Source organism: Sporosarcina jiandibaonis, from assembly GCF_013184495.1.
In the GTDB taxonomy this organism is placed as follows: Bacteria; Bacillota; Bacilli; order Bacillales_A; family Planococcaceae; genus Sporosarcina; species Sporosarcina jiandibaonis.
On sequence record NZ_JAAOIY010000002.1, the window covers coordinates 191,974 to 209,731 of the forward strand.

The 17,758-nt window shown below is 40.2% G+C and carries 17 protein-coding genes; 10 read left to right on the forward strand and 7 right to left on the reverse strand.

Annotated features, from left to right (window positions below):
* Window positions 1-211: 211 nt before the first annotated feature.
* On the reverse strand, window positions 212-976 hold the full coding sequence (pgeF, locus tag G8782_RS08085) for a peptidoglycan editing factor PgeF (RefSeq protein WP_172370440.1): 765 nt from the start codon (window positions 974-976) through the stop codon (window positions 212-214).
* Window positions 977-1,243: 267 nt separating this feature from the next.
* Between pgeF and G8782_RS08090 the strand changes: the two genes are divergently transcribed.
* On the forward strand, window positions 1,244-1,705 hold the full coding sequence (locus tag G8782_RS08090; RefSeq protein ID WP_172370441.1) for a hypothetical protein: 462 nt from the start codon (window positions 1,244-1,246) through the stop codon (window positions 1,703-1,705).
* 155 nt (window positions 1,706-1,860) lie between these two features.
* Here G8782_RS08090 and G8782_RS08095 read toward each other — a convergent pair whose 3' ends face one another.
* The 4 genes from G8782_RS08095 to G8782_RS08110 all read right to left on the reverse strand — a co-directional run bounded on the left by G8782_RS08095 (window position 1,861) and on the right by G8782_RS08110 (window position 5,245).
* Window positions 1,861-2,895: a sulfite oxidase gene (locus tag G8782_RS08095; RefSeq protein ID WP_216667814.1), complete on the reverse strand. Its 1,035-nt coding sequence runs from the start codon at window positions 2,893-2,895 to the stop codon at window positions 1,861-1,863.
* Between the two features lie 170 nt (window positions 2,896-3,065).
* Window positions 3,066-3,677: a peroxiredoxin family protein gene (locus G8782_RS08100; protein ID WP_172370442.1), complete on the reverse strand. Its 612-nt coding sequence runs from the start codon at window positions 3,675-3,677 to the stop codon at window positions 3,066-3,068.
* A gap of 151 nt (window positions 3,678-3,828) precedes the next feature.
* Window positions 3,829-4,746 (reverse strand): DsbA family protein, encoded by a 918-nt coding sequence (locus G8782_RS08105; RefSeq protein ID WP_172370443.1) that lies wholly within the window; start codon window positions 4,744-4,746, stop codon window positions 3,829-3,831.
* A gap of 64 nt (window positions 4,747-4,810) precedes the next feature.
* Complete coding sequence (locus G8782_RS08110; protein ID WP_172370444.1) at window positions 4,811-5,245, reverse strand: MarR family winged helix-turn-helix transcriptional regulator; 435 nt, start codon at window positions 5,243-5,245, stop codon at window positions 4,811-4,813.
* Between the two features lie 135 nt (window positions 5,246-5,380).
* On the opposite strand from G8782_RS08110, the gene G8782_RS08115 reads away from it, so the two are divergent.
* The 3 genes from G8782_RS08115 to G8782_RS08125 all read left to right on the forward strand — a co-directional run bounded on the left by G8782_RS08115 (window position 5,381) and on the right by G8782_RS08125 (window position 7,709).
* Window positions 5,381-6,376, forward strand: a complete 996-nt coding sequence (locus G8782_RS08115) for a macro domain-containing protein (protein WP_172370445.1) — start codon at window positions 5,381-5,383, stop codon at window positions 6,374-6,376.
* 105 nt (window positions 6,377-6,481) lie between these two features.
* Entirely contained in the window at window positions 6,482-7,126 is a 645-nt protein-coding gene (locus G8782_RS08120; protein WP_172370446.1) for a vWA domain-containing protein, read from the forward strand.
* 145 nt (window positions 7,127-7,271) lie between these two features.
* Complete coding sequence (locus G8782_RS08125) at window positions 7,272-7,709, forward strand: NUDIX hydrolase (protein WP_172370447.1); 438 nt, start codon at window positions 7,272-7,274, stop codon at window positions 7,707-7,709.
* Between the two features lie 194 nt (window positions 7,710-7,903).
* On the opposite strand, the gene G8782_RS08130 is transcribed toward G8782_RS08125, so the two are convergent.
* Complete coding sequence (locus tag G8782_RS08130; protein ID WP_172370448.1) at window positions 7,904-9,076, reverse strand: NAD(P)-dependent malic enzyme; 1,173 nt, start codon at window positions 9,074-9,076, stop codon at window positions 7,904-7,906.
* Between the two features lie 119 nt (window positions 9,077-9,195).
* A complete protein-coding gene (locus G8782_RS08135) occupies window positions 9,196-9,846 on the reverse strand; it encodes a LytTR family DNA-binding domain-containing protein (protein ID WP_172370449.1) in 651 nt (216 codons plus the stop codon).
* A gap of 196 nt (window positions 9,847-10,042) precedes the next feature.
* Between G8782_RS08135 and aceA the strand changes: the two genes are divergently transcribed.
* The 6 genes from aceA (at window position 10,043) to G8782_RS08165 (ending at window position 17,674) form a co-directional block, all read left to right on the forward strand.
* Complete coding sequence (gene aceA / locus G8782_RS08140) at window positions 10,043-11,326, forward strand: isocitrate lyase (RefSeq protein ID WP_172370450.1); 1,284 nt, start codon at window positions 10,043-10,045, stop codon at window positions 11,324-11,326.
* A 73-nt stretch (window positions 11,327-11,399) separates the two neighbouring features.
* On the forward strand, window positions 11,400-11,528 hold the full coding sequence (locus G8782_RS08145; RefSeq protein ID WP_172370451.1) for a YhfH family protein: 129 nt from the start codon (window positions 11,400-11,402) through the stop codon (window positions 11,526-11,528).
* Between the two features lie 83 nt (window positions 11,529-11,611).
* Window positions 11,612-13,786, forward strand: a complete 2,175-nt coding sequence (locus G8782_RS08150) for a malate synthase G (RefSeq protein ID WP_172370452.1) — start codon at window positions 11,612-11,614, stop codon at window positions 13,784-13,786.
* Between the two features lie 1,011 nt (window positions 13,787-14,797).
* Window positions 14,798-15,982: a ParM/StbA family protein gene (locus tag G8782_RS08155; RefSeq protein WP_172370453.1), complete on the forward strand. Its 1,185-nt coding sequence runs from the start codon at window positions 14,798-14,800 to the stop codon at window positions 15,980-15,982.
* Between the two features lie 11 nt (window positions 15,983-15,993).
* A complete protein-coding gene (locus G8782_RS08160; protein ID WP_172370454.1) occupies window positions 15,994-16,521 on the forward strand; it encodes a hypothetical protein in 528 nt (175 codons plus the stop codon).
* Window positions 16,522-16,618: 97 nt separating this feature from the next.
* A complete protein-coding gene (locus tag G8782_RS08165; protein WP_172370455.1) occupies window positions 16,619-17,674 on the forward strand; it encodes a DmpA family aminopeptidase in 1,056 nt (351 codons plus the stop codon).
* Window positions 17,675-17,758: the final 84 nt, after the last annotated feature.

Below are 17,758 nucleotides of genomic sequence, written 5' to 3' on the forward strand. Positions count from 1 at the left end.
TGTGAATTAATACAATTTTTTTAATTAAAATTAAATTTAGTTCTGTGACTTTATGTAGCTGATAATTGGTCAGATTCATCGACATTTGAGGATGAATATAGGTAGTTGAAAAGTCCCGACTCGCAAGCGAATCGTGTTGAGTGCAAGCAAAAAACGTTTATGTGCAATCAAACCTTGACTAAGTGCAAGCAAAACATTTTCGAACATTAAATCAGTCACTTTTTCTAACGATAAAACTCAAATGCCTTCCGCACTGCTTGTCTTCACGATATGAAAAGCCGTCCGGATCTTGATATGTACAGGTTTGATCAATCGTAATTTGTTCAGCAGGGATGCCCGCTAGCTCCAATTGTTTTTTCACGGTTAATTGATTATCGATGTGGTATTTGTTGGTTTTGTCATTGAAATACATAAACTCGTCCGCATAGTCAAGATCTTTAAATTTACGGTACACGTCTTCATCGACTTCGAATTTTTCTTGGCTCAGGGCAGCGCCGATTTGAACGTGGAAATCGTGTGGATCGCATTGTTCAACTTGTTTTAAATGCTCGAACAGTTTCGGTGTAATTTCTTTTACTGTGCCTTGCCAGCCGGAGTGGATGACTCCGATGAGATTTGTTTTTTCATTATAAAAAATGACAGGTACGCAATCCGCTGTGAAGCTGCACAGGACTATGTTCGGTTCGTAAGTATAAAGTGCGTCTGTATCCTGGATGGCGGTTTCTAGCTGCTCAGAACCGCGTCCTATGTCCGTGAGGGTTACTTTGTGGAAGTGGGCACTGTGAGTTTGATTAGCGCATACAAAAGACGCCAGGTCGCATTGTAAAGACGCGGCTAGTTTTTTTCTGTTCATAATTATATTTTCAGGGTTTTCACATGCATGAAGCGCCATATTGTTGTTTTCAAGTTCCGTTTCATCTTTCATTGTCATTCCTGCAATGGAGTTTTCGTAGTTTACGTATAGTTTCGTTTTCATTTCATCACCTATTGCTAATATATCGCATTTGTTGTGCTGATGTATAGGCGAATATAGAGTAATCGGACTAACTAAAACGGATATCCTGCATATAGCGGCTGGCGATCCTGTTATTGATTGCGTACCTTGGCTTCTTTAGAGATGTATATTCATTTATTAAAGGAAAGAAATCTGAAGAGGTTAAAACAATTAAGTAACATTGAACACCTGACATGAAAATACAATTTCAATACTAAACATATTGTTGTTAGAGGGGGGATAGAAAAAATGGTGATTGCAAAAACACATTTAATTCAAATTGATTGGGAAGGATCATACAATCTGAAAGACCTGCCGAATTTAACGAATGTCGTGACTGATTACGGTATTTATCAGATTTATGGGAAACATCCGGTTTACGGTAGCGATGTATTGCTGTACATTGGCAAATCTGATTTTCAGACTCTAGGAAAAAGAATTTCACAAGAAGGTTGGCTCGATACAAATGCCTCGAATAACACTAAGGTTTATGTTGGAAGGTTACATGGTCTGCAAAAGCCGACAAATGAAATGTGGTCAAAAGATATTGATTTGGCTGAACGTTTATTAATTTACGTTCACAAACCTGCTTATAACTCTCGGAGTATATCCTCATTACCCGATTCCGAACTACAGAATATTCATATTCTAAATTGGGGACATCACAGAGATATTTTACCCGAACTTTCAGGATTGAGATGGACTAGTTAGTTAAATCACCTAGAGTATGAAGTGTATAAATGGGAATGAATAATTACTTTCAAACTTTCCAATAACGATTTTCTTATGGCTTAGTGGGTAATCCCAATTATTTTAGAACCTACCGCAGAGCAGAGAATGTTAATTCCTGCTCTACTTTTAGGTCGCTATTCTACTTTAACCATAATTTCATCGACGGCATTATATCCATAGCCTTTTCGATTCCAAAGAGGGGTTAATGGCTGAACTCGGTTAAAGGAATCGGTTGCTTTCGACATGATTCTGTATTCGCCTTTCTCTGCAATTACCCATACATGAGACCAAGATACCCATTTATAGCCCTTATTGTCGCCTTTATTAACCTTCACGTTTGACCAAGTCTGCCCATTGTCTGTACTGACTTCTACTTTTGTTATAGTGCCTTTACCCGTCCATGCAATCCCTTTAATCAAATGCTTACCTGTGTCGAGGATATCCCGATCTAGCGGCTTTTGGATGGTGGAGTTGACATTCATTGTTGTTACGGGCCGGGCGTCCTCGTTCGTCTCTTTATGCGGATAATAAACATAGTCAATAGACTGATAGGGGCCTTTAAAGCTTTGATTAATTACCGTTATTTGCTTTATCCATTTAACAGAAGCCATTGCATACCACTGCGGGACGATTAGTCTCAAGGGAAAACCATGCTTAAATGGAATGGGTTGGTGATTATATTCATAAGCAATTATGGTGTCAGGATGAAGTGCTTTTGCAATCGGCAAGCTCCTGGTAAATGTATATACACGATCTAAATCAGTTCTTTTCCCAAAATCGTATCCTTCAAAGACAACTTCTTTTGCTCCATCTTTAATTCCAGCAAGTTCAAGAAGAGCCCTTAACGGAACTCCTTTCCATGCCCCTTGGCTAATTGCTCCTTTTCCCCATTGTTCACCAAACACTTTAGGTTCAAATAAACTGCGTTTGTTTCCCGCACATTCGAGGACTACGTTAATCGTTTTAGACGGTAATTGAAGGATATCTTGCATGGAAAACAGTGTAGGTGTGTTGACGGAACCGTTTAACGGAATCCAATAGTTAGCGGCAGAAAGCGTTGGATAAGAGAAATGGTTTCGTCGATAAAATAAATGGCTAGGTATTAAATCCGTCTCGATGAATTGGGTCGGCGTTTCCTGATTTTCGGGTTGCAAACTACGCGTAATCAAATAAGGCTTAACGACTTTTTGACTTGAGTAAAATAGAATCTCCTCCTGATTAGGATTTATATGTTTTGTGGAGTGATAATAGTCGATTGGGGGTTCTTATCAGTACTTTTTTTGAATGGATTAAAAAAACCTATCAACCCCACTAACTGGTGCTGTTGATCAGGTTTAACTCATTCAATATTATCTATCAATTCTTCAATCTTTTTTTCATCTACTGCATACCAAAATTTTTTCACAATTATTCCATCGGCGTTTATCAAATATGTTGTTGGATAATAATCAAAATCATATAAATCATTTATTTCACCTTCAGGATCTAATAGCACAGGAAATGATAATCCAAGAGACTCAACAAACTTCTCAACATTTTCAATATTTCTTTCATCGGTAGTCATATTGACTGCAATAATCTCTACATTCTCTGAGTCCTTATATTTTTTATAATAATTCTCCATGTGCGGCATTTCAACTCTACACGGTGGACACCATGATGCCCAAAAATTCAGGAATACTTTCTTGCCTTTGTAGTCGGAGAGTTTAACCATTTCACCAGATAAATTTTTTAATTCAAAATCAGGCGCGACATTATTTTTTTCAGACCCTATTTCAAACTCTGAGCCTTCTTTTTCTAATTTATTAACTTGATCTTTTATTAAACCACTGGGGTACTCCTCTAATTTAACAGATTTATCTTTCCCTACAAAATTAGTTTTAATAGTGATAATAACCATGAAGGCAATAATGAATATTGAAATAATCATACCGACAAATTTTAAGTTCATTAATTTCCCCTCCATGAAATAATTAATTCAATACTTAGTCTACACACGATATGTATACCAAGCAATTTTATACACATGTGGATAATTGATTCAGGTCGTGCAAATAAAAAATACCCACGTGAATTCAAGTGGGCATAGCAAAGCGATATTCTTATTTTGTTTCAATATAAACTTCACCGAGAATTTCCTTCTCTTCATATTGCCCGGTCGTTAGTTCTTTTTGAATAAAGGCAGCGATGTCTTTTTGTTCGATGTCATAGAGCTCTTCGATTTCTCGTGAGAACAGCAATCCTTCTTCTTGGAGTAAGTTGGATAGTGCAGGGACTGCTTTTGCTTGCGGTGCTTCATTCTCGAGAACTTGTGTTAATGCGGTGATGTAGGATTCGATTGGACGTGCCCCGACGATTTTAACGCCTTTGTTATCTTCATTTACTAGAATGATTGTTGGAAACCCTCTGGCTCCCAAGTTTCTTGTCAGTTCGAAATCTTGGTTTAAGAGCGCTTGGCTGCTCGCTTGGTTTGCTTCGCGAATGATTTCTTCGCCGTCTAATCCTAACTCGTTGACGATGTCGATTAATACCTTGTCTTCAGCGATGTTTTGATTAAACGCAAAAACGGCTTCTCTTGCTCGGCGTAAAAATGTGGATGCTAGTTGCTCATTCTTTTTTTGAATCACTTTAAACACGCGAGACGGCGGGTAGGATGATGAAATAGGGTTTTCGAGCCAAACAGTGCCATCGATCGGCATGCGGGAATGGTCTCCGACTTCTCTCCAATGCCCGGCAACGTCAGAAGGTTTGTTAATGCCGTTGCTGGTGTCCGCGAAACCGCCCCATTTTTCCAATAATCCACCCATGATGGTTTGAATGTTTAAATAGTGGCCGTATTGCTTTTCAAAGCGGCGCAGAACAGGTTCAAGCGCCCAGCAATGAGAGCAAATTGGATCCGTTACGTAGTAAAGTGTGAGCTTCTTTTCAGGTGCGTTGAGGTCGATCATCTCCATTTCCGCATCGCCGCCTGGTCCGCAAATACCCGTCTCTAAATCACAAATCATATTGTTATTTTTCATGTCATTAATCCTCCTTTTCTAATATCAGTTTATAGCTAAACTGATGAAAAATCAAGTGTATAGTTTAGCCTTGAATTTTTTTTAGTAAATGAAGCAGTTGTTTCTTTTCTTCATGATCCAAGTTATTGAATTGCTCTGCTTGAAAAAGTTGTTGTTCAGGCACGACCTCGTTATAAAGTTCTTTTCCTTTATTCGTTAATGAGATGTAATTCGTTTTCCACTCTCTGTCACGACGGATTAAATCCATGCTTTCCAACTTGTTCAGTAATTGAGTGATATTTCCTTTTGTGACGACTAGTTTCTCGCCTAATTCTTGTTGAGTAATCGGCTGGCTCTTTCCGACATTGGAAAGTAAATCGAATTGGGCTGCGGTCAAGTTCCAGTTTTTTAGATGTTGATTCGTATATTTAATGTTTTTATTGTAAAATCGAGTGATTCTAAACCATAACAAAATGCCTAGTTTGATATCTTGTTTGGAGGATTTTAAGTGATTTTCCATGGCAATTCACGACCTTTCAAAGTTAAGTGTACAACTGAATGGCCGAATTATAAAGCAGAACCCCGAGTTTTACAGAGGATAAATGGCGTTTTTGTAGAATAGAAGAAAGAAGTATCACTATTGGAGGTTTGAGCGATGCCTTTAGAAATTGTGCGAAATGATCTTACAAAGATGCGTGTAGATGTCATCGTGAACGCGGCAAATAGCGCGCTTCAAATGGGGGGCGGTGTCTGCGGGGCTATTTTTAATGCTGCTGGCGCAGATGAGTTGCAGGCGGCGTGCGATGATATTGGCGGATGTCCGACAGGGGAGGCTGTCATTACTGATGGATTTCAATTGCCGGTGAAGAAAATTATTCATACGGTCGGACCGATTTGGAAAGGCGGCACGGCGAATGAAGAAACGCTTCTTAGAAATTGTTATAAAAACTCATTAGCGCTTGCTGTTGCTGAAGGTTATGAGTCCATTGCGTTTCCGCTAATTTCTTCTGGAATTTACGGCTATCCCAGAGAACAAGCCTTCCAAGTCGCCATGTCGACCATAAGCGAATTCTTGTGCGAGCATGATATATATGTCTATCTTGTTGTTTTCGATAAGAAGGCGTTCGGGATAAGCAAGAAGCTGTTTACATCGATTGCAGAGTATATCGATGAGCATTATGTGGAAGAGCATGAAGCCGCTTATCCTCGAAATCGACGGCAGTTGGAAAGCGAAATTTTGCAGGAATCAGAGGCTTATCCAATCGAAACGCCCGTTATCAAAAGAAGTCTAGATGACGTTTTAGCGCAAATGGATGAATCTTTTTCCAAAAGCTTGTTGCGTTTAATCGATGAAAAGGGCATGACAGACGCGGCTGCGTATCGAAAAGCGAATATCGACCGTCGTTTATTTTCTAAAATCCGCAATTCAGTCGATTACACGCCGCTTAAAAAAACCGTCATTGCTTTCGCGATCGCGTTGGAATTAAACCTTGATGAAACAATCGATTTATTGGCGAAAGCGGGGTACACGTTGTCGCGGAGTTATAAATTCGATGTGATTATTGAGTATTTCATTGAAGAGGAAGTCTATAATATTCACGAAATCAATGAGGTGCTATTTAGTTTTGATCAAGTGTTGTTAGGCGCGTAAAAATGTCGCTTCTGAAGCGACCTATTCGATTTCATAACTTGTTATTCTTAATTTGTAGAGGAAACCGGACGGAGGTTCCGGTAACAAACGAGGAGGCTGACAAATATGAATGCGAATGGAACGGAATTAGTTTTTATTTTAGACAGAAGCGGTTCGATGGCGGGGCTTGAGGCGGATACCATCGGCGGCTATAATGCGATGCTAGCGAAACAAAAAAATGAAGAAGGCGAAGCGACGGTCACTACGGTTTTATTCAACCACGACATCGACTTGCTGCATGACCGTATTAAGATCAAAGGGATTGCGCCGATTACCGAACGGGAATACGAGGTGGGCGGCACGACTGCATTGCTGGATGCTATTGGGTCGACTATCCATAAAATCGGCAATGTCCAAAAGAGAACGAGTGAAGAAGAGCGTGCTGGAAAAGTACTTTTTGTCATCACCACGGATGGAATGGAGAACGCCAGCCGTGAATACGATTATGCGAAGATAAAGGCAATGATTGAGCACCAAAAGGTTAAGTACGGCTGGGAGTTTATCTTCCTCGGTGCCAATATCGACGCATTGGCTACCGCTTCGAAGTTCGGGATTCAAGAAGACTATGCCGTAAACTATCATGCTGACAGCGAAGGCACTCAAGTTAATTTCCAAGCGCTTAATGAGGCTGTTACATCTTTTCGAAAAGGTCAAAAGATAGACCGTCTTTGGAAGGAAAACATTGAAAAGGATTTTGAAAGTCGAAAGTGATGTATTTGAATGAGAAACAGTATCCGTGAAATGGGTACTGTTTTTTATATATATAAAGGTTTTTTAGTAGTGGTACTAGAAGGTGTTAGCAAGTCACGGATAAACTGTGAATGTTTATAAATAGAAGTAAAGGATGGGGGATTTTATGTTCATCGTTAACACAGAGGCAGCGATTTACAAAGACGGTAAGTACTTAATCATCAAGCGGGGGGAAAAGGAAGCGCATGCTGGCGGAGAGCTTTCTTTGGTCGGTGGAAAGGTGGAAATTGAGGAAAATTCTACAGGTGTGTTGGAGAATACAATCATTCGGGAAGTGAAAGAAGAGGTTGGTCTTTCAATAATAGGCAAGCCGCGTTATATACAAAGCACAAATTTTGTCACAGATAACGGATTTCATGTTGTAAATGTAATTTTTCTTTGTGAAGAAGTAGAAGGAGAAGCTCATGCAGTTAGTGCCGACGAGGTGGACGTCGTGTATTGGATGACGCCTGAAGAAGTGTATAACGCAAAAGCACAGGATTATTTGAAAGACAGTGTCGAAATGGCTGAAGCGTTGCGAATTGAAGGGAAAAGAGGACGATGATTTCTACGTAATTGCACTTTTTGCCATTAAAGACAACCACCAGTTGTATTGGATTTCTTCACTAGGTATCTATGTGTTCAGCTTTATAGCTGGTTTTTCAATCGGGAGGTCAGGAGACTGTTACACGATTTGAAAACAGAAAAGAAGCCCCGAAGATTTTGGGGGCTTGGCGCAATAGTACTTTGATTTATTGATCAAATCTGGGCGACACCTGTATTAATAGCAGCATCGCTAACAGCTCTAGAAACTGCATCTACAACTCGTGGATCGAAAGGATTGGGAATAACATATTCTTCAGTTAATTCCGCTGGGGTAATTAACGAAGCAATGGCGTATGTTGCGGCTAATTTCATTTCATCATTAATATCTTTAGCTCTAACATTCAATGCGCCCTTGAAAATACCAGGAAAAGCCAAGACGTTATTCACTTGATTGGCGTAATCCGATCGACCGGTTGCGATGACCCGAACTCCGTATTCTCTGGCCTTATTAGGAAGAATTTCTGGAATCGGGTTTGCAAGTGCAAAAACAATCGGGTCTGGATTCATGCGTTCGACTAATTCTTTCGTTAAAATATTCGCTACCGAAACACCGATGAATACGTCCGCATTATTTAATGCATCCTTCAATGTCCCTGTTTCTTCGCTCGAATTTGTTATTTCAGCAATATGTTCCTTCTGTTCATTCATCCCATGCGGACGATTTTTATAAATAATTCCTTTTGAATCGCACATCATTATATTTTTGACACCGAGGGAGATAAGCAAGTTTGTAATCGCGATACCTGCAGCGCCTGCTCCATTCACAACGATTTTTATCTCTTGCATTGTTTTATTCACTAATTTTAAAGCGTTCATTAGACCAGCGGAAACAACGATTGCTGTACCATGCTGATCATCATGAAATACCGGGATATCGCATTCTTCACGCAGTCGTTTTTCAATTTCAAAACAACGCGGTGCGGATATGTCTTCAAGATTGATACCGCCGAAAGTGGGGCTTAGTAATTTAACGGTTCGAATAATTTCTTCTGTATCAGTTGTATCTAAGCAAATAGGAAACGCATCGATATCCGCAAACTTTTTAAGTAGCAATGCTTTTCCTTCCATCACAGGCAGTGACGCGGCCGGTCCAATATCACCAAGACCTAAAACAGCAGTGCCGTCCGTTACGATGCCAACTAAATTCCCTTTAATTGTATAATCGTACACTTTGGTAGGGTCATTATGGATTTCGACACAAGGATCTGCAACGCCAGGTGAATAAGCTAAGCTCAAGTCGACATCGTTTTCCAATGGAACCTTAGATTTAATCTCCATTTTCCCTCTATGCTTTCGATGGACCTCTAATGCAGTTACACTTTCCATATAATTAACCCTCTTTTCCATTGATTTATTTGTTTAGATGAATAATTATTACCACATCTAAATTTTAAATACAAGTGCATGATTCCGAAAATTTAAAAAGAAAGCGAGTTTGCGATTTTTTAAAATCCGAGTTTTTTACGAACGTCTGCAGAATACGTTTGGCTGACAGGCAACACAGTTCCGTCCTTTAATGTAATTTGAATGTTTGAAGCAAAGTCACGCGAAATTTCCATGATATGCGATATATTCACGATATAGGATCTATGGATTCGTATAAAACTAGTAGGAAGCTGAAGCGTTAAATCTTTTAACGTATAGATTGATTGATAACCCTCGTTATTTGTATAAAACCAAGTCTTTTTTTGCAAGCTCTCTATATGAGAAACTTCTTCTATTGCAATTGGACACCAAAGGTCCTCATTTCTCCCTGTTAAAAAGGTGAGCGGTTGCTGTTTAGTAAACGAATGTGTTGCAGGCAAAATAATAATTAATGCCCCTTCTTTCTCCTCTATACGGATAGGATAGCCAATTCCGTAGTAGGCAACTCCGAAAATTGAATCATCTACGAGTTTTTCTACTTTACACTTTTTCTCGATAACTGTTTCAGCGACACTTCCTTTCTCTATCATTTGTCCTTTTTGAATGCGAATATCATGTGCGCCAGAAATGTATTGCGAATAAGCGTTATCAGTGGCAACAACTATGGAAGCATCGTACGGAATCCAATCTTTCATTAAACTGACCAACTGTTGTAATCCTTCATTCGTCATACTAATTCCTCCTTCAGTTTTAAGAAGCTAAACACTCGTCAACTCTTTCATCCTGATATAAGCGGTTCTGTCGGCAATTATGCGATTCTATCAAAACATTGTGACAGATTAAAAATTCTGTTATATAGTAGTATATATCAACAACAACTGTTATGGAACAGTTTATTTAAATAAAAAATATTGGAGGATGATTTGTATGTTAAACAGAGAAGAGCAAGCTAAACAATTAGAAGAAAGCTGGAGAAATGATGGTAGATGGAATGGCATTGAGAGATTATACACAGGTGAGGATGTCGTAAAACTTAGAGGTTCTATTCAAATTGAACATACGCTTGCAAAAAAAGGAGCAGAGCGTCTATATAAATCGATTCATGAAGAAGATTTTGTCAATGCGCTCGGTGCATTAACTGGAAACCAAGCTGTTCAACAAGTGAAAGCCGGTTTACAAGCAATCTATTTAAGTGGCTGGCAAGTTGCAGCCGATGCGAATCTAGCAGGTCAGATGTACCCCGATCAAAGTTTATATCCAGTTAATAGCGTTCCGAAAGTTGTAGAGCGCATTAACCAAGCACTGCAACGGGCTGACCAAATCGATCATTCAGAAGGAAGAGAAGACGGATTCGATTGGTTTGCGCCGATTGTAGCAGACATGGAAGCGGGATTTGGCGGCCCATTGAACGTTTTTGAACTCATGAAAAGTATGATTGAAGCGGGTGCGGCTGGTGTTCACCTTGAAGATCAACTCGCATCGGAAAAGAAATGCGGTCATTTAGGCGGGAAAGTATTACTGCCGACACAAAACGCTGTACGCAACTTGACGGCTGCTCGTCTAGCGGCAGACGTGTTGGGTGTACCAACAATCATCATCGCAAGAACGGATGCCGACGCTGCAGATATGGTGACAAGTGATATCGACCCAGTGGATCAAGAATTTATCACAGGTGAACGGACACCAGAAGGGTTCTTCCGTACAAAAGCGGGTATTGATCAAGCGATTGCAAGAGGGTTAGCTTACGCTCCTTATGCAGATCTTATCTGGTGTGAAACCTCAACACCGAATCTAGAAGAAGCACAACAGTTTGCGGATGCGATTCATGCAAAGTTCCCAGGTAAGCTGTTAGCGTACAACTGTTCACCATCATTCAACTGGAAAGCAGCGCTTTCCGATGAGGAAATTGCAAACTATCAAAGAGAACTAGGGAAAATGGGTTACAAATTCCAGTTCGTAACACTTGCAGGATTCCACTCGTTGAACCACGGCATGTTTGAACTTGCGCATGAATATAAAAATAACGGCATGGCCGCATATTCTAAACTGCAAGAAGCTGAGTTTGCGAGCGAACCGAAAGGATATACAGCAACGAGGCACCAGCGCGAAGTCGGAACTGGCTACTTTGATGAAGTATCGCAAGTGATTTCAGGTGGAACTTCATCTACAACGGCTATGAAAGGTTCTACTGAAGAAGCGCAATTTGCTTAATCGTTAATCGGAAATAATAAAACTTCCACCCCTTAAAAAGGGTGGAAGTTCATAAAAATTGGAGGAGATCATAATGAGAGGAAAAGAAAACGTTAAGATGTCTGTAGAGAAAGAATGCCCGGAATGCGGAGAGAAATTTACCGAAAAAATTGAATCAGTCGTATATGAGTGTGAACGTTGTATCGGTAGGCATGACCAATAAATAAAGCGTCTCTATTCCTACTAAAAGGATATAGAGACGTTTTTAACATTGTCGAAAGTAAAATAATGTAGGGGGATAAAAAGATGCCAAATTATGTTGATGTTAACGATCTTCAAGTTTCGCAATTACTCTATGAATTCGTTAATTCAGAGGTGTTACCTAATACCGGACTCGATCAAAAAAAGTTTTGGTCAGATTTCAGCACACTGATTCATGAACTATCACCGGAAAATAAGCAATTATTAGTGGAACGCGATAAATTACAAAAACAGATTAGTCGATGGCATACAGAACATCAAAAGTCCTTTGACTTTGAAAAGTATAAAGCTTTTCTGATGGAAATCGGCTATCTTGAACCAAAAGTTGAAGAGTTTAAAGTGTCGACAACCGATGTAGACAGTGAAGTCGCTATACAAGCCGGGCCGCAGTTAGTTGTACCAGTAGACAATGCCCGTTATGCGCTGAACGCTGCAAATGCTCGTTGGGGGAGCCTCTACGACGCGCTTTACGGAACAGACGCAATTAGCGAGGATAATGGAGCAGAAATTGGCGGAAAATACAATCCTGTCCGCGGCAATAAAGTAGTCGCCTTTGCGAACCAATTTTTAGACGAACATGCAGCATTAGCGGATGCTTCCCATACGAATGTGGAGAAATATGCAATTGTTGACGGTAAATTGTCAGCGAAACTTAAGGGAGGGGATAAAGCAGGGTTGAAAGATGCCGAGAAGTTGGTAGGGTATCAAGGAAATCCCCAAGAACCAACAGCTATATTATTGGTGAATAACGGCCTGCATATTGAAATTCAAATTGATCGTGCGCATCCGATTGGTAAAGACGATGCAGCGGGTGTAAAAGACGTTTATTTAGAAGCGGCACTCTCAACACTTATGGATTGCGAAGATTCTATTGCTGCGGTCGATGCGGAAGATAAAGTAGGTGTCTATCGCAACTGGTTAGGTTTAATGAAAGGGGACCTGACGGCTACTTTTGAACGGGGTGGCAAAACGATTACACGTACATTAAACCCGGATCGCGCGTATACATCTCCAAATGGTGAAACGATTACATTATCTGGCCGTTCTCTAATGTACGTTCGGAACGTAGGGCATTTAATGACCAATAGTGCAATATTGGATAAAGAAGGAGAAGAAGTTCCGGAAGGGATTCTTGATGGGGTCATGACATCGTTAATTGCTAAACTTAACTTATCTCATCCGGAATTTAAAAACTCTAATCACGGTTCGATTTATATTGTAAAACCAAAAATGCATGGATCTAAAGAAGCGGCCTTTGCAAATAAGCTGTTTGACCGCATTGAAGATATCGTGGATTTAAAGCGAAATACATTGAAAATTGGCCTCATGGATGAAGAACGGCGTACATCGCTGAACTTAAAAGCGTGTATCAATGAAGTGAAAGAAAGAATCGCATTCATTAACACAGGGTTTTTAGACCGTACGGGTGATGAGATTCACACGTCTATGGTGGCAGGCGTAATGATGCCTAAAAATGAGATGAAAACAGCAAATTGGTTAAAGGCTTATGAAACATCGAACGTAGCTGTTGGAATTGATAGCGGGTTACCTGGCCATGCACAAATTGGTAAAGGCATGTGGGCGATGCCAGATTTAATGTCTGCAATGTTAGAACAAAAAATTGCCCATCCAAAAGCTGGCGCGAATACTGCGTGGGTGCCTTCTCCAACGGCAGCAACGTTACATGCGCTTCATTACCATCAAGTGGATGTCGGGGAAGTCCAAAAGGGAATCGAAAGTTCGTTGGATTTAAGAGATGAGATTCTACAAATTCCGTTAGTCGAAAAGCCAAATTGGTCTCCGGAAGAAATTCAAGAAGAACTCGATAACAATACCCAAGGGATTTTAGGTTATGTCGTGCGATGGATAGACCAAGGTGTCGGTTGTTCGAAAGTGCCAGATATAAATGATGTTGGATTGATGGAAGACCGCGCCACACTACGGATTTCAAGTCAGCATATCGCAAACTGGCTGCACCACGGAGTTTGTTCAAAAGAGCAAGTAATTGAAACGATGAAACGCATGGCAAAAGTGGTGGATGGACAAAATGCCAATGATCCATTATACCGTCCGATGGCACCTAACTTCGCCGACTCTGTCGCATTTTCCGCTGCATGCGATTTAGTCTTGCAGGGGATAGATCAGCCAAATGGCTATACTGAACCAATTTTACACAAACGTCGAATTGAGGCGAAAGCGAAGGAAAGAATCATCGTTTAATTCTTTAAATTGATCTCTATCGCCTAATAGGGATAGAGACTTTTTGCGTGAAATTAGAATATTGGATTTTTTGTAATCCCTAGCGTATAATAATAGTAGAAGTGCATAACATGAAAAAGACCGGGTGCGCTAACATCCGGCTTCACAACTACTAACCGCAAGAAGAGCGGCTGGTCCGTTAGGTGTAGAAATAACCGTCCGAACCTAGTCACGGGGGACGGTTATTTCTTTTTCATTTGGAAAAAGAATACCGATAACAATATGGTTATAATCGTCAGCCATACAACGGAAAGTTGCATTAGCAAACTGAATAACTCAAAAGTTGTTATCATTGGCATCACCCCCCTTTAAGGGAAGTAACCAACCGCCCACCCTGCTTTCGTAATTGTCATTCTATTCTATCATATTAGAAGCATATACTCTAATTCTACCTCGATTATTATCACAATCTTTCGTCAGCTTTGTCCCTATTATTCCTGAAGCCACAGTAGCCAATATAAGCGATTTTAGTGTAATCAGGTATTCTATGACTCCTATACCCGTTGATTAACCTCAGAATGCATGCTGTGAGGTCGGTTTTTGAGTACATTTATAAAAAATACGGGTTTTTACTATGTAAATCAATCATTTTTTCATAGTTAATTTCAAAGCATATTTATCGACTATAATGAATTTTTCCAAGAGTCGGCGTAATTTGGCGCCGATTTTTTTATTTGCAAAAAATAGGGGGAGGAGAGGGGATCTGAATGGTTCTCTAAACCTCCTATTTACGATGTTTACAAAAATAGTTACATGTTTACAATTATGTATACAAGTGTACACAATAAAGAATACAAGTATACAAACCTGTACACATCAATAGGTGACGCGTGTGTACGATATTGTAATCTTGTATACATCAATGTGAACACATTACAGTTGTGTGTTAAATCTTTGCTAGTCATTGACCTTCTAATAGAAGTTCGATAAAGTTTATATAGTAATCTAGGTTAATAGAGAGGATGTTTTATTTTGACAAATTCGCGCATTGCAGCAGTTGACGTAGGAAATGATTCACTAAAAGCTATTTTCGGAAAATTAGAAGCAGAACTTAACATCCCGAATGTTATTGCACAGGATATCGAAGATCGTCCAGTTATCGGAATCGAAGAATTAGATAAACAAGAATCGGTTGATGGAATTCATATTCGTTTGCACTCCCCTGCACTAAAAGACAACAATTCGATTTACCGTGTTGGAAACTTGGCGGCGAAAAGCGGAAATTCTACTGAACTTGATCCAGGGAGCAACAAGTCTGAAGAAGATCAAACGCTTGTCATGTTATTTGCGGCACTGGCATTGGACGCGGCTCGAGAAGAGAATAATGAAGTTTTCAAACGCAAAGATAATGTCATCGAAGCTACTTACACATTAGGAACAGGACTTCCGCTGAGAGAAGTGAAAGAAGGGAAAGACGTTGGTTATCGTTCCCAATTGCTTGGTTCTGTTCACCAAGTAGAGTTTTTAGTGACACCTAAATATCAAGGAATTAAAGTGAATATCAAATTTGACGAAGTTAAAGTCTATCCGGAAGGATTCGCAGCGTTTATAAACCTTGTCATGGACAATGATTTGAATGTTATCAATAAAGAATTGATCGACAAACAAATCCTGATTCAAGATATTGGCGGCCTTTCAACAGATGTAGCAGTTATTAAAAACCGCAAAGTAGATGATGATAAGGCGCAAGGATTTAACTTGGGCGTATCGGAGTCGCTTGATGCGATTCGCGAAGAAATCTATGCTCGACATGAAGTTGAGTTGGATAGCCGGGCGGATGTAGTGGATATTCTCACGCGTAAGAATGACCGCAATCACATCATGGTGAGAGGTAGCCGTACAAACGTGCATGATATCGTAGACCGGATTCTCTTGGATTTAGCGAAAAAGCAATACCGTCACTTGCGGAATACTTGGGCAAGAAATTCACAAACTGAAATTTGCTATTTCATCGGTGGAGGGTCGATTGTTCTTAAGGATTACCTGAAGACGTTGAATAATAGCTTAGACGGCTATAACATCGATTTCTTTGAAGATGAAAAAGAGAGTGTTTGGATGATGGCGAATGCCTATTATAAACTGATTACAGATTTCGCTAAAAAGAATCAAAAAGCACAACCGAAAGCAGAAGAAAAAGTAGCGGCTAAAACTAAATAGGGTGATTGTGCATGAATGAAAAAGGATTAAAAAGGGGTCAACCCATTACGTTTCGAATTCCTTCCGACACATCAGATCACACATTACGAGAATTGCAAAAACTGAAAGAAGTTGAAAGAAGAAACTTCTCCAGTAAAATTGCAGAGTTTGTGATTTATGGGGTGAATGATTCTCTATTAAAACACCGAGAAGCCATTGTCATTCCGCTGCCAAAAGGGTTGTCGAAAGCGCAACGAGATTGGTTGAAACACGAACATTCCGAGGCGCTTCTCGGGAGCATTGTCTATCAGCTCTTGTCTGATCCGAACCGTACGGCAGCCCTCTTTGCATCCCTTAACAGTAATGCATTAGAAGTGGATGAAGCCTTGTATCTTCAAGAAGAAACAGCAGCCACCGTCGAACCGGTAACGAATGATTATCGTGACATAGATGATGATTTAGATAATTTTGACTGGACCCAGGTGACAAAGAGCGAGCCTACGCCAGTTGAAGAAGAAATCGATCCACTTGCCGATTTTCTTGCTCAAATGAATAAGTGATAATCACACACGAAAACTCAGCAATTTCAATATTGCTGAGTTTTTTGTCTATTTATTGGTATACTCATAAAAACACTGTTAATCGGAGTGGATAAAGATGAATGAACCGAAGAAGATTCGAGAGCGTGGAATAACGATTGGACGGCTTTCTGTTGGAGCGAAAAACTGTATTACAGATGTGGAAGGTGTGAAGGTCGGGCATGTCACGATTGATAAACCTTTGGATGGAGAGGAATACGCCGCGACTGGCGTGACAGCTATTTTGCCGCACGGAGATAATTTATTCCGAAATAAAGTTGTCGGCGCGACTTATGTATTGAATGGTTTTGGTAAAACAACGGGGCTTGTCCAATTAGAAGAATTAGGTCTCATTGAATCGCCGATTATGTTAACGAATACATTTGGAGTTCCCGCGGTGACTCATGGGACGCTTCAATATATGTTGGAAGAAACCCCTGAAATTGGCGACGCGACTGGGACAATTAATATTGTTGTCGGGGAGTGCAATGACAGTCGATTGAACGCGATACGCGCGCTTTCGGTTCAACCAAAAGACGCTATAGCTGCAATTAAAGCAGCAACTACTGATTCTTCATTGGAAGGTGCGGTCGGCGCTGGAAAAGGGATGATTTGTTTCGGCTATAAAGGCGGGATTGGTACTTCATCTAGAGTTGTTAAAGATGATAGGTCGAAGAATAATTATACAATTGGTTGTCTCGTTCTAAGTAATTTCGGCGAAAAAGAGGACTTTCAGATTGAAAAGTATAAGTTGGATGATGAATCAGAAGTTCCGGCTTATCCCCAATCAGCAGACGGGTCAATCATGATTATTTTGGCTACCGATGCTCCAGTCGATAGCAGGCAGTTGCGAAGAATAGCGAAAAGGTGCGGTATCGGGCTTGGCAAGACCGGCAGCCACTTCAGCAATGGAAGTGGAGACATTGTCATTGCTTTTTCGACAGCACGTAAAATAAAGCATACCTCCACGGGAAGTGTCGAAAGCAGTTTTCAATTAAGAGAAGATCACGCGATTATGAATGATCTTTTCCTTGCGGCCACTGAAGTTACCGAAGAAGCGATATTAAATTCTTTGTCGCAAGCTGTAACCACAACCGGTCGAAAAGGGAATATAGTTCATGCCTATCCGTTTTGAGTGTACTGAATACACAGGATGATTATAAAGCAGCGTCTAAAAAAATGTAAGCGCTGTTTTTTATCCAAATGAAAATGTTTCCAT